At 66.9% G+C, this 11,867-nt stretch carries 11 protein-coding genes; 3 read left to right on the top strand and 8 right to left on the bottom strand.

Going from position 1 to position 11,867, the window contains the following annotated elements:
• The first annotated feature begins 11 nt into the window (after positions 1 to 11).
• Both PI990_RS25105 and PI990_RS25100 read left to right on the top strand, forming a co-directional pair.
• A complete protein-coding gene (locus tag PI990_RS25105) occupies positions 12 to 992 on the top strand; it encodes a DUF4340 domain-containing protein (RefSeq protein WP_271658811.1) in 981 nt (326 codons plus the stop codon).
• Positions 993 to 1,321: 329 nt separating this feature from the next.
• Positions 1,322 to 1,531, top strand: coding sequence for a cold-shock protein (locus PI990_RS25100; protein ID WP_021219459.1), 210 nt, complete (start codon positions 1,322 to 1,324; stop codon positions 1,529 to 1,531).
• 67 nt (positions 1,532 to 1,598) lie between these two features.
• Here PI990_RS25100 and PI990_RS25095 read toward each other — a convergent pair whose 3' ends face one another.
• The 5 genes from PI990_RS25095 to PI990_RS25075 form a co-directional block, all read right to left on the bottom strand.
• Positions 1,599 to 1,970: a hypothetical protein gene (locus PI990_RS25095; protein ID WP_263400013.1), complete on the bottom strand. Its 372-nt coding sequence runs from the start codon at positions 1,968 to 1,970 to the stop codon at positions 1,599 to 1,601.
• A gap of 10 nt (positions 1,971 to 1,980) precedes the next feature.
• A complete protein-coding gene (locus PI990_RS25090) occupies positions 1,981 to 2,784 on the bottom strand; it encodes a putative RNA methyltransferase (RefSeq protein WP_271658810.1) in 804 nt (267 codons plus the stop codon).
• 2 nt (positions 2,785 to 2,786) lie between these two features.
• Positions 2,787 to 3,926 carry a succinyl-diaminopimelate desuccinylase gene (gene dapE / locus PI990_RS25085; protein WP_271658809.1) on the bottom strand — a complete coding sequence of 380 codons (1,140 nt, stop codon included), beginning with the start codon at positions 3,924 to 3,926 and terminating at the stop codon, positions 2,787 to 2,789.
• Positions 3,927 to 4,020: 94 nt separating this feature from the next.
• Positions 4,021 to 6,612 carry a glycosyltransferase gene (locus PI990_RS25080; protein WP_021219455.1) on the bottom strand — a complete coding sequence of 864 codons (2,592 nt, stop codon included), beginning with the start codon at positions 6,610 to 6,612 and terminating at the stop codon, positions 4,021 to 4,023.
• Positions 6,613 to 6,833: 221 nt separating this feature from the next.
• Complete coding sequence (locus PI990_RS25075) at positions 6,834 to 7,982, bottom strand: iron-containing alcohol dehydrogenase (protein WP_271658808.1); 1,149 nt, start codon at positions 7,980 to 7,982, stop codon at positions 6,834 to 6,836.
• A gap of 153 nt (positions 7,983 to 8,135) precedes the next feature.
• On the opposite strand from PI990_RS25075, the gene tcdA reads away from it, so the two are divergent.
• The gene (tcdA, locus tag PI990_RS25070) at positions 8,136 to 8,939 is read left to right on the top strand and encodes a tRNA cyclic N6-threonylcarbamoyladenosine(37) synthase TcdA (protein ID WP_021219453.1); all 804 of its coding nucleotides are present in this window, start codon (positions 8,136 to 8,138) and stop codon (positions 8,937 to 8,939) included.
• A gap of 133 nt (positions 8,940 to 9,072) precedes the next feature.
• On the opposite strand, the gene PI990_RS25065 is transcribed toward tcdA, so the two are convergent.
• The 3 genes from PI990_RS25065 to dapD all read right to left on the bottom strand — a co-directional run bounded on the left by PI990_RS25065 (position 9,073) and on the right by dapD (position 11,813).
• Positions 9,073 to 9,477: a SufE family protein gene (locus tag PI990_RS25065; RefSeq protein ID WP_271658807.1), complete on the bottom strand. Its 405-nt coding sequence runs from the start codon at positions 9,475 to 9,477 to the stop codon at positions 9,073 to 9,075.
• Entirely contained in the window at positions 9,474 to 10,676 is a 1,203-nt protein-coding gene (locus PI990_RS25060) for an aminotransferase class V-fold PLP-dependent enzyme (RefSeq protein WP_271658806.1), read from the bottom strand. Before PI990_RS25060 ends, PI990_RS25065 begins: the two co-directional genes overlap by 4 nt.
• Before the next feature lie 102 nt (positions 10,677 to 10,778).
• Complete coding sequence (dapD, locus tag PI990_RS25055; RefSeq protein WP_271658805.1) at positions 10,779 to 11,813, bottom strand: 2,3,4,5-tetrahydropyridine-2,6-dicarboxylate N-succinyltransferase; 1,035 nt, start codon at positions 11,811 to 11,813, stop codon at positions 10,779 to 10,781.
• Positions 11,814 to 11,867: the final 54 nt, after the last annotated feature.

Here is an 11,867-nt window from a genome sequence, read left to right as displayed (position 1 = left end):
GGAGAGAACCGATGGGACGCAAGGCACTGTTGTTCCTGGCCCTGGTGGCCATCGCCCTGGTGCTGGCCTATGTCGGCCTGCACCGGGCCCCCGAACCGCTCGCGGTGAAGGGGCCGTCGCCCTTGCTACCGGCGCTGCAGGGCCGGCTCGCCGAGGTGGACCGCATCGAGGTGGAGCGCCCGGGGCAGCCACTGCTGCGCCTGGCACGGCAGAGCGGCACCTGGGTACTGCCCGACAAGGCCGGCTATCCGGCGGCGGCCAAGCCGGTGGCCGACCTGCTGCGGGCCCTGGGGGATGCGCGGGAAATCGAGGCGCGCACCGCCAAGCCCGAGCTGCACGGCCAACTCGGCCTGGCGGACAAGGGCGAAGGCCAGGGCATCCGCGTGAAGCTGCGGGGCGAAGGCCTGCCCGAGCAGGTGCTGCTGGTGGGCAAGCCGGGCCAAGGCGGCAAGGGACAACTGGTGCGCCTGGCCGGCGAGAACCAGAGCTGGCTGATCGACACGCGTATCGCCCTGCCGGAGACCGAGCTCGGCTGGCTGGATCGACGTATCGCCAGCATCCCCTTCGCCAGCGTGCGCCAGGTCGAGGTGAAGTTCCGCCAGGGCAATGGGCTGACGGTCTACCGCGATGCCGAAGGCGAAGCGAACCTCAAGGTCCGCCAGCTGCCGGCCAACCGTACGCTGGCCTACGAGGCGGCGGCCAATGGCATGGCGACGCTGTTCGCCAGCCTGGAGTTCGCCGATGCCGCGCCGCTGGACCAAGTGCAGTTCAAGGACAAGCCGTTGCTCGAGTTCAGCCTGCAGGACTTTGCGGGTGGCCAGCTCGATGGGGTCATCCTGGGGCAGGGCGAGCAGTACTGGATGCAGTTGAAGCGCAAGGACAAGTTCGACGGCGAGCAAGTTGCGGGTCGTCTCGATTGGGCTTATCGCATCGAGGCGTTCCAATACCAGGCGCTGGCGAAGAGGCTCGAAGACGTGCTCTCGGCCAAGTAAGAAGGGCAACTACCGGGGTGTGCGAAAGGCATTTCCAAGTTGCTTTTCAAACGCTCCGGGAGTGCCCCATTTTGTGACCCGAAAGACCCATAAAAGGGCGTGAAAGCCCTGCCAGCCGGCGGTTTCACGGCATTCTAAAAAAGTGCTTTTCTGTAGCATTTCCTGTCGTATACTCCGGTCGCGGTGGTTAAAAGAACGCTATTCGGAATACCCGCCCACGCCTCTCTGGACTGCGGTCGGCTATAAAAAGAAGAACGTCCTTGCCCAACCGTCTAAGCCTCTTGAATAAGGGGTAACACAATAAAATTGCGAGTTTGGAGAGAGTAGTAATGGCTGATCGTGAGGTCGGAACCGTCAAGTGGTTCAATGACGCTAAAGGCTATGGATTCATTCAGCGCGAAAGCGGTCCGGATGTCTTCGTTCACTACCGTGCTATCCGCGGCGATGGGCATCGTTCCCTGGTCGAAGGCCAGAAAGTGGAATTCGCGGTGATCCAGGGACAGAAAGGCCTGCAGGCGGAAGACGTCTCCAGAGTCTGACGACTCCAAGCAAAAGGCCCGTCGATGACGGGCCTTTTGTTTTCTGCAACACCACTCGCGGCTGCACTCAGTCGGTGCGCCAGACGATCTCGCTGCTGCCTTGGGCGTTGACCCTGATCCAGCGGTCCGCATCTTCCTCGCCTTCTTCTTCCTGCCAGCCTCCCGGTGCGCAACGGATTTCCACGCCCAGCGCGGCGAACGCGGCCAGTGCGCAGGAGAGGTCGTCCTCCCAGGGCGTCGCATCGCTCTCCAGCAGCAGGCTGTGCCACTTGCCCACCGCGCGCGGCAGCCAGGTCACGGGGATGCCGCCGGCGTTGCATTTGAAGGTCTGGCCCTTCTGCTGCCAGGGCGAGCAGTCGCCCAGGGCCTGCGCCAGCCAGGCGGAAACGGCGTCCTGGTCGGCGTCCTTCAGGTAGATCTCGATATCGGGTTGGCGCATGGCGGGGGTCCTAGTTTCTGACGATCCAATCGTAGCGTATGGATACCGTCACTTCGAAGGCGTCTTTGATCACGGCGGCACGGCGTTCGGCGCTGGCGCGCCAGCCGTGGGGCGTCATGGCCAGAAGGTCGGCACGGGCTTCGCTGCTGGCCAGCTGCAGGTCGAATTCGAGGGTTTCGCTGTGTTCCAGCTTCATGCCCTCGGGGATCAGTGTCAGGTGCTTCTCGTCGTCGTAGTCGCGCACCTCGTCATACAGGCGCTCGCGCAGCTGCATCAGGTGGCCGCGGGTCGGGCCCATGCGCAGCAGGCCACCGCCGGGGGCGAGCAGGCGGCGGGCCTCCTGCCAGTCCAGCGGGCTGAAGACGCTGGCCAGGAGCTGGCAGCTGGCGTCCGCCAGGGGCACGCGGGCCATGCTCGCCACCAGCCAGGTCAGGCCGGGGGCGCGGCGGCAGGCACGCTTCACCGCTTCGCGGGAGATGTCCAGGCCGTAGCCGTCGGCGTCGGGCAGCGCATCGGCGATCTGCGTCGTGTAGTAGCCCTCACCGCAGCCGATATCCAGCCAGCGCGCGGGGCTGCGCTCGGCGGCCAGCTGCGCCAGGCGGGCGGCCAGCGGCGCGTAGTGGCCGCCTTCGAGGAAGCGTCGGCGGGCCTCGACCATGGCGGCGTTGTCACCGGGGTCGCGGCTGTTCTTGTGCTGCACCGGCAGCAGGTTCAGGTAGCCCTGGCGGGCGCGGTCGAACCGGTGGTTGGCCGGGCAGGCGACGCCGTTGTCCACGAGGGACAGCGGCGCCTGGCAGATGGGGCAGGTGAGCATGATCAGGCCAGCAGCCGCACGAGGGTCTGCTGGTAGATCTCGGTCAGCAGGTCGAGGTCGCTGGCCAGCACGCGCTCGTTGACCTGGTGGATGGTGGCGTTGACCGGGCCGAGCTCGACCACCTGGGTGCCCATGGTGGCGATGAAGCGGCCATCGGAGGTGCCACCGCTGGTGGACGGGGTGGTCTCGCGACCGGTGACGGCCTTGATGCTGGCGGCCACGGCGTCGAGCAGTTCGCCCGGCTCGGTGAGGAACGGCAGGCCGGACAGGGCCCATTCCACGTGGTAGTCGAGGCCGTGCTTGTCGAGGATGGCATTGACCCGCTGCTGCAGGCCTTCGACCGTGGATTCGGTGGAGAAGCGGAAGTTGAACACCGCCACCAGCTCGCCCGGGATCACGTTGGTGGCGCCGGTACCGGAGTTGAGGTTGGAGACCTGGAAGCTGGTGGGCGGGAAGAAGGCGTTGCCGTCGTCCCAATGCTCGGCGGCGAGTTCCGCCAGGGCCGGGGCGGCGAGGTGGATCGGGTTCTTCGCCAGGTGCGGGTAGGCCACGTGGCCCTGGATGCCGCGCACGGTGAGGGTGGCGCCAAGGGAGCCACGGCGACCGTTCTTCACCACGTCACCTACCAGTGTGGTGCTGGAGGGCTCGCCGACGATGCACCAGTCCAGGCGTTCGCCACGGGCGGCCAGGCGCTCGACCACGGCCTTGGTGCCATGGTGGGCGGGGCCTTCTTCGTCGCTGGTGATGAGGAAGGCGATGGCGCCCCGGTGCTGCGGGTGTTCGGCGACGAAGCGCTCGACGGCGATGATCATCGACGCCAGGCTGCCTTTCATGTCGGCGGCGCCACGGCCGCAGAGCATGCCCTGCTCGTCGATCTTGGCGTCGAAGGGCTGGTGCTGCCAGGCCTGCAGCGGGCCGGTGGGCACCACGTCGGTATGCCCGGCGAAGCACAGCACGGGGCCTTCACCGCCACGGATGGCCCAGAAGTTCTCCACGTCCTCGATGCGCATGCGTTCGATGCGGAAGCCGAGCGCTTCCAGGCGGCGCATCATCAGCTCCTGGCAGCCTTCGTCGACCGGCGTGACCGAGGGGCGGCGGATGAGGTCGCAGGCGAGCTCGAGGGTGGGGGAGAGGGCGGTCATGCAGGGCTCCGGTAAGGCGGCAAGGCGTGAAAAGGACGACATCTTAAAACATAAACGGCGGCCATTGGCCGCCGTTTAGGTCACTCGCTACGGGTCAGGCCGTGGCTTCCGGATGGGGCTGTTCCAGCGGCTTGGGTGCCGAGGAGAGCAGCGCCATGATCAGCGCGGCGAGGTAGGGCAGCGACTGCACCAGCAGCATGGCCACCCAGAACTTCACGTCGGCGCTGGGCAGGCCCTGGACGATGCCGATGCCGATGGCGGCGCCCCACAGCAGCAGCATCACGAAGACTTCTTCGCGGGCTTCCGCCAGGGCCATCATCAGGCCGTGGTTGCTGCGCATCTTCGGCGTGCGGAAGAACGGGATGCTGGTGGTGAAGAAGCCGTACAGCACCGCCTTGGCGATGGTGTGCGACAGGGCCAGGCCCGCTACCGCGGCGCAGAACGCGTCCTTCAGGTTGACGCCGACGGCGCGCTGGTAGAGGAACACGATCTTCGCCACCTTGAAGAAGAATAGCGCCAGCGGCGGGATGGCGAAGATCAGCAGCGGCGGGTCGACCCGTTGCGGCACGATGATCATCGCGGCCGACCAGAGCAGCGCACCGATGGTGAAGAAGATGTTCAGGCCGTCGGCGATCCACGGCAGCCAACCGGCGATGAAGTGGTAGCGTTGGCCACGCTTGAGCTCGGAATCCTTGCCGAGGAACAGGCTGCGGGCGTGCCCCTTCATGATCTGGATGGCGCCATAGGCCCAGCGGAAACGCTGCTTCTTGTAGTCGATGAAGGTGTCCGGCATCAGGCCCTGGCCGAAGCTGTCATGGGCGTAGGCGGCGGCATAGCCTTTTTCGAACACGCGCAGGCCGAGCTCGGCGTCCTCGCAGATGGTCCAGTCGGCCCATTGCAGCTCGTCCATCACGGTGCGGCGGATCATGGTCATGGTGCCGTGCTGGATGATCGCGTTGCGGTCGTTGCGGGTCACCATGCCGATGTGGAAGAAGCCCTTGTACTCGGCGTAGCAAAGCTTCTTGAAGGTGTTTTCCTTGCCGTCGCGGTAGTCCTGCGGCGACTGCACCACGGCGATCGAGGGATCGGCGAAGTGCGGGACCATGTGCTTGAGCCAGTTGGGGTTCACGCAGTAGTCGGAGTCGATCACCGCCACGACTTCGGCGTCAGGCGCGGTGTGCGGCAGGATGTAGTTCAGCGCGCCGCCCTTGAAGCCGGCGAGCGGGGCGACGTGGAAGAAGCGGAAGCGCGGTCCGAGCTGTTCGCAGTACGCCTGCACCGGTTCCCAGACGGCCGGGTCCTTGGTGTTGTTGTCGATGATGATGACTTCATAGTCTGGGTAATCCAGCGCGGCGAGGGCGTCGAGGGTCTGTTTGACCATCTCCGGCGGCTCGTTGTAGCAGGGCACGTGGATCGACACCTTGGGCCGGTAGGGCGAGTCGCCGATCACCGGCAGGAACGGCCGGCGACGGGAGCGTACCCAGACCGCCTCGGCCAGTTCGTGGGCCTCGGTGAGCAGGACGATGAACACGCCCAGGGCACCGACGCCCAGGAGCACGCCGACGGTGAGGCTGAACCAGGTGCTGTATTGCTGGCTGTAGTCGTAGGCGATCCACACCAGCACCGAGCCACCGGCGAAGGCGACGAAGGTGAGGAAGGTGCGGCCGCGCTGACGCAGGGCACTGCCGTCGATGAGCATCAGGGCCAGGGCCAGCAGGGCCATGACCACCGAGGCGACGGCGAGCATGCGCCATTGCGGGATGGCGATCACCGGGCCTTCGAAGTTGAACTTGGGCTGGCGCTCCAGGTTGTAGACGCCCCAGTAGGCGCCCACCGAGCCTTCGTCACTGGCCTTCCACGGCTGGTCGAAGGCCTCGATCACGAAGTAGTTGTAGCCCTGGGCGTTGAGGGCGTTGACCAGGGTGCGCAGGTAGATGGCCTGGTCGGCCTGGGAGGCGTCGGCGCCGCCGCGCATGCGGCCGTTGCTCGGCCAGCCCACTTCGGAGAGCAGCAGCGGCTTTTTCGGGAAGGCCTTCTTCAGGTCCTTGGCGCGCTCCAGCACGAACTGGGTGGAGTCCTCCATGGGGATGAATTCCCAGTAGGGCAGGACGTGGGCGGCGACTAGGTCGACGTGGTTGGCCAGCTCCGGGTACTTGAGCCAGATGTGCCACTGCTCGGAGGTGGTCACCGGTACCTTCACGGCCGCGCGGACGCGGTCGAGGTAGACGGAGAGGTCCTTGCGGCTGATCTCGCGGCGGAACAACGCTTCGTTGCCGACCACTACGCGCACGACGCTGCGCGAGTTGTTGGCGATCTCGATGGCCTTGGTGATCTCGCGCTCGTTGCGCGCTTCGTCCGGGCTGATCCAGATGCCGAGGGTCACGCGCAGGCCGAATTCCTCGGCGATGCGGGGGATGTCGGCGAGGGTGCCGTCCACCGAGTAGGTGCGGATGTTGTCGGTCTGCTTGCTCAGCAGCTCGAGGTCTTCACGGATCTGCTCGTCGGTGGGGTAGCGGTCCTGCTGGGGGTTCTGGTCCACACGGAACGGCGAGTAGGAGTAGCCGGAGATCTGCTCGGGCCAGTCCGGGGCACTGACGGGACGGTTGTAGAGCGCCCAGATTCCGGTGAACAGCGCGGCGACCGCCACGAAGACCACCAGGTTGAGTCCAAATTTACGCGATGGCATAGGGATTTCAGGTTCCGAAGCGTGGAACGGGGAGATAGCGCCAGCGAGCGCTGGTCGGCGCGCATGCTACTCCGGCGTCCGGCGACTGTATAGATTCTGTACGAACGATAGCCGTGCCTGCCGGCCATTGCACACAGGCTTTGTCCCTGGGGGTGCGGAGAAGTTCGCGGCGATTTCCCGGGCCCGTCGCCGGCGTTGTGTCAGGCCCGGTACGAAGTGGATTACAGGGCACGCAGCAGGATGCGCTCGCTGGCTTCCAGGTCGAGGTCGCGACGCTCGCTGAGGGCCGTCATCCCGTGGCGCTCCAGCTGGGCCAGCACCTGGGGGATGGCTTCCGCGCCCAGGCCGTGGTCGGCGAGGCGGGTGGGCACGCCCAGGGCTTCGAAGAAGTCGCGGGTGGCGGCGATGGCGCCATCGATCCGGGTGTCTTCGTCTCCCGTCAGGCCCCAGACACGCTCGGCGTACTGGGCCAGCTTGGCGCGCTTGGGTTCACGACGCTCGGCCAGCAGCGCCGGCAGCACCACGGCCAGGGTCTGGGCATGGTCGAGGTGATAGAGGGCGGTGAGCTCGTGGCCGATCATGTGGGTCGCCCAGTCCTGCGGCACGCCGCAGCCGAGCAGGCCGTTGAGGGCCTGGGTGGCGCACCACATGAGGTTGGCGCGCACGGCGTAGTCCTCGGGGTTGGCCAGGGCCTTGGGGCCTTCCTCTATAAGGGTGAGCAGCAGGCCTTCGGCCTGGCGGTCCTGCAGCGGCGCATCGGCGGGGTAGGTGAGGTACTGCTCCAGGGTGTGGACGAAGGCGTCGACCACGCCGTTGCCGATCTGCCGGGCGGGCAGGCTGAAGGTGGTGCGCGGGTCGAGGATGGCGAAGCGCGGGTACAGCAGTGGGCTGGAGAAAGGCAGCTTCTCCTGGCGGGCAACATGGGTGACCACGCCGTGGGGGTTGCTCTCCGAGCCGGTGGCCGCCAGCGTCAGCACGCAGCCCAGCGGCACGGCGGCCTGGGCGCGGGTGCCGGTGAGCAGGTCCAGCGGGTCGCCGTCATGGCACAGGGCCGCGGCGATGAACTTGCTGCCGTCGATCACCGAGCCGCCGCCAACGGCGAGGATGAAGTCGCAGCCTTCGCGGCGCGCCAGTTCCGTGGCTTTTACCAGGGTGTCGAATTGCGGGTTGGCCTCGATGCCGGCGAAGCGGGTCAGTGCATAACCGGCCAGGGCCTGTTCCACCTGCTGCCAGACGCCGTTCTGGAAGATGCTGCCGCCGCCGTGGGTGACCAGCACCCGGCTGCCGGCGGGAATCTCACGGGCCAGCTTGTCGATCTGGCCTTCGCCGAAATGAATGCGGGTGGGGTTATAGAAGGTGAAGTTGCGCATGCTGGGCTCCCTTGTTGTTATCGGCCGACTATAGCGCTGGCGGGCAGCGGACCGATCTATGGCCCACCATTCAGCGGTGTCGGGCTTGGGATGGCGGTCGACGCTTCCTATAATGCGCGCCCGGCCAGGTGGCTGGCGAGTTGGGAGCTAGGCATGAGTACAGACGAACGTTTCGGTGGCATCGCCCGCCTTTATGGCCTGGAGGGCGCCGCGCGCCTGCAGGCGGCGCACGTGGCGGTGGTGGGCATCGGCGGCGTCGGCTCCTGGGCGGCGGAGGCGCTGGCGCGGTCCGGCGTCGGGGAGATTTCCCTGTTCGACTTGGACGATGTCTGCATCACCAACACCAACCGCCAGGTGCACGCCATCGCCGGTGCCGTGGGGCGGGCCAAGGTGGAGGTGATGGCCGAGCGCATCCGCGCCATCAACCCGGCTTGCGTGGTGCATGCGGTGGCTGACTTCGTCACCCGCGAGACCATGGCCGAGTACATCACCCCCGAACTGGATGCGGTGATCGACTGCATCGACAGCGTGGCGGCCAAGGCGGCGCTGATCGCCTGGTGCAAGCGGCGCAAGATCCAGATCGTCACCACCGGCGGCGCGGGCGGCCAGGTGGACCCGACGCAGATCCAGGTCACCGACCTGAACAAGACCTTCAACGACCCGCTGGCGGCCAAGGTGCGCTCGATGCTGCGCCGCGACTACAACTTCTCGCGCACGGCGGGGCGCACCTACAGCGTGCCCTGCGTGTTCTCCACCGAGCAGCTGCGCTACCCCAAGCCCGATGGCTCGGTGTGCCAGCAGAAGAGCTTCGTCGGTGAGGGCGTGAAGCTGGACTGCGCCGGCGGCTTCGGCGCGGTGATGATGGTGACCGCCAGCTTCGGCATGGCCGCTGCGGCCAAGACCGTGGACAAGCTGGTGGCCGGTGCGCGGCGGCCGTCGGAGCGGGCTGCCGGTTAGAGGGTTGTTTCGGGAATCTCATCGCGAATGAATTCGCGCCTACCCAAGGATGCTGATGACTCGCATGAGTCCTTGGCCGTAGGGCGGGTGAAACCCGCCGGCTGTAGCGGCCTTGTGTCGGGTTGCACCCGACCTACATAGCGGTCTTGCGTATCTGTTCGAGCACGGCGTTGAGGCCGTTGCTGCGGGAAGGGGAGAGCTGGCGGGCGAGGCCGAGCTGGGTGAACCAGTCGGCGAGGTCGAGGGCGGCCAGCTCCTCGGGTGCAAGGCCCTGAACACGTACCAGGAGCACGGCCAGCAGGCCGCGGATCAGTCGGGCGTCGCTGGCGGCGCGGAAGTGACGCTGGCCATCCTTCATTTCACTGACCAGCCAGACCTGGCTTTCGCAGCCATGCACACGGTTGGCGTCGCTGCGTTCTTCGTCTGCCAGGGGTTCCAGGCGCTCGCCCCATTGCATCAGTAGGCGTGCACGCTGTTCCCAACTGCCGGCGCCGGTGAAGGCTGCGAGGGCCTCGGAGGCGGCGGGTGGCAGGTTCATCGCAGCAGCTCCAGGGCCTTGTCCAGGGCAACGAAGAAGCGCTCCAGGTCGGCGCTGTCGTTGTAGAGGCCGAGGGAGACACGGATCGCGCCACTGAGGCCGAGCCCCTTGTACAGCGGCATGGCGCAGTGGTGCCCGGCACGCACGGCGATGCCCTGTTCGGTGAGCAGGTGGGCGAGGTCGGCGTTGTGCACGCCTTCGACGCCGAAGCAGGCCAGTGCCACCCGGGGCTCGCCCACCAGGCGCACACCGTCGCGGGCGGCGAGGCCGGCCAGCAGCTTGGCGTGGAGTACGGTCTCGTGGGCGGTGACGGCGGCCGCATCGAGGCTGCCGAGGTAATCCAGCGCGGCGCCGAGCCCGATCACCGGGGCGATGGCCGGGGTGCCGGCCTCGAAGCCCAGGGGCGCGCTGTGGAAGTCGGCGTCCTGGTAGTCGGTGCGGTGCACCATCTCGCCGCCGAACTGCCAATGGTCCAGACGGGCCAGGGCGTCGGCACGGCCATAGAGCACGCCGACGCCTTCCGGGCCGTAGAGCTTGTGCCCGGAGAACACGTAGAAGTCGCAACCCAGGGCCTGTACGTCATGACGGCCGTGGACCACGCCCTGGGCGCCATCCACCACGGTCAGCGCGCCTTGCTGGCGGGCCATGGCCAGCAGCTCGGCGAGGGGCTGCCAACGGCCGAGCACGTTGGACAGCTGGCTGACGGCGAGCAGGCGGGTACGCGAATCGATCAGCTGGCGGGCTTGGTCGAGGTCGATATCGCCCCTCGCATCCAGCGGCAGCACCACCAGTTCGAGCTGGCGACGGCGTGCCAGCTGCTGCCAGGGCAACAGGTTGGCGTGGTGTTCCAGGGCGCTGATGACGATGCGATCACCGGGCGCGAAGTGCCGCTCCAGCCCATAGGCCAGCAGGTTGAAGGCTTCGGTGGCGCCCCGGGTGAAGACGATCTGCGCCGGGTGGGCAGCGTTCAGCCAGTGGGCGACGCGGGTGCGGCTGCCTTCGAAGGCCCGGGTCGCCCGCTCGCCCGGCAGGTGCTGGGCACGGTGCACATTGGCCGCGCCGCTGGCGTAGTAGCCGAGCAGGGCATCGAGCACCGCCTGGGGCTTCTGCGAGGTGGCGGCGCTGTCCAGGTAGGTCTGCCCCTCGGCGTCAAGGGCCGAAAGGGCGGGGAAGTCGGAGCGCCAAGGGGACGGAAGCATAGCGATGAGCCTGAGACCGGAAAGTGCTGGAAGCCAGAAGCTGGAAGCCGGAAGTACTCGAGGTCACTTCCGGCTTCTGGCTTTCGACTTCAAGCTGTCTTTTTAATTATGCGCGTGAAGGGCTTCGTTCAGCTCAATGGCCGTCTTGTTGGTCTTGCACTCGACGGCGCCGTTCTGCGAGTTGCGGCGGAACAGCAGGTCAGGCTGGCCGGCCAGGTCGCGGGCCTTGACCACTTTCACCAGGGCGTTCTGGTCGTCCAGCAGGGCGACCTTGGTGCCGGCGGTGATGTACAGGCCGGCTTCGACGATGTTGCGGTCGCCTAGGGGGATGCCGATGCCGGCGTTGGCGCCGATCAGGCAGCCTTCGCCCACGGCGATGACGATGTTGCCGCCACCGGAGAGGGTGCCCATGGTGGAGCAGCCGCCGCCCAGGTCGGAGCCCTTGCCGACGAAGACGCCAGCGGAGACGCGGCCTTCGATCATGCCCGGGCCTTCGGTGCCGGCGTTGAAGTTGATGAAGCCTTCGTGCATCACGGTGGTGCCTTCACCCACATAGGCGCCCAGGCGCACGCGGGCGCTGTCGGCGATGCGCACGCCGGCGGGGACCACGTAGTCGGTCATCTTGGGGAACTTGTCCACGGAGAAGACTTCCAGCAGCTCGCCCTTCAGGCGCGCTTCCAGCTGGCGTTCGGCCAGTTCGGTCAGGTCGACGGCGCCGTGGCTGGTCCAGGCGACGTTGGGCAGCAGCGGGAAGATGCCGGTCAGGTTCAGGCCGTGGGGCTTGGCCAGGCGGTGGGACAGCAGGTGCAGCTTGAGGTAGGCCTCCGGGGTGGAGGTCAGGGCGGCGTCTTCGGCCAGCAGGGTGGCGACCAGCGGCTTCTGGCTTTCGGCCAGACGGGTCAGCAGGGCGGACTGGGCCGGGTCGATTTCCTTGAGCGCGGAAGCCAGGTCAGCGGCCTGGGCATTGCTGAAGGCGATGGCATGGTTGCCGGCGCTGTAGCCAAGGATCGGGGTGATGGCCTCGACCAGCTGGGCGCTGGGCTTGAGCAGGGGCTGGGCGTAGAAGACTTCCAGCCAGTTGCCCTGGCGGTTTTGGGTGCCGACGCCGAAAGCGACGCTGAAGAGTTGGGTGGACATGGGAATTCCTCGTTCTGAATAGGTTGGATCAGGCGGTCCGGTCGATGGCTTGCC

It is taken from the genome of Pseudomonas sp. TUM22785, from assembly GCF_028198105.1.
GTDB lineage: Bacteria > Pseudomonadota > Gammaproteobacteria > Pseudomonadales > Pseudomonadaceae > Metapseudomonas > Metapseudomonas solani.
The sequence above is the reverse complement of the archived record's forward strand: the minus strand, read 5'-3'. Positions and strand labels throughout refer to the sequence as shown.

Coding starts and splice junctions, on each gene's coding strand:
- PI990_RS25105 (WP_271658811.1), top strand. CDS start 12: ATGGGACGCAAGGCACTGTTGTTCCTGGCCCTGGTGGCCATCGCCCTG.
- PI990_RS25100 (WP_021219459.1), top strand. CDS start 1,322: ATGGCTGATCGTGAGGTCGGAACCGTCAAGTGGTTCAATGACGCTAAA.
- PI990_RS25095 (WP_263400013.1), bottom strand. CDS start 1,970: ATGCGCCAACCCGATATCGAGATCTACCTGAAGGACGCCGACCAGGAC.
- PI990_RS25090 (WP_271658810.1), bottom strand. CDS start 2,784: ATGCTCACCTGCCCCATCTGCCAGGCGCCGCTGTCCCTCGTGGACAAC.
- dapE (WP_271658809.1), bottom strand. CDS start 3,926: ATGACCGCCCTCTCCCCCACCCTCGAGCTCGCCTGCGACCTCATCCGC.
- PI990_RS25080 (WP_021219455.1), bottom strand. CDS start 6,612: ATGCCATCGCGTAAATTTGGACTCAACCTGGTGGTCTTCGTGGCGGTC.
- PI990_RS25075 (WP_271658808.1), bottom strand. CDS start 7,982: ATGCGCAACTTCACCTTCTATAACCCCACCCGCATTCATTTCGGCGAA.
- tcdA (WP_021219453.1), top strand. CDS start 8,136: ATGAGTACAGACGAACGTTTCGGTGGCATCGCCCGCCTTTATGGCCTG.
- PI990_RS25065 (WP_271658807.1), bottom strand. CDS start 9,477: ATGAACCTGCCACCCGCCGCCTCCGAGGCCCTCGCAGCCTTCACCGGC.
- PI990_RS25060 (WP_271658806.1), bottom strand. CDS start 10,676: ATGCTTCCGTCCCCTTGGCGCTCCGACTTCCCCGCCCTTTCGGCCCTT.
- dapD (WP_271658805.1), bottom strand. CDS start 11,813: ATGTCCACCCAACTCTTCAGCGTCGCTTTCGGCGTCGGCACCCAAAAC.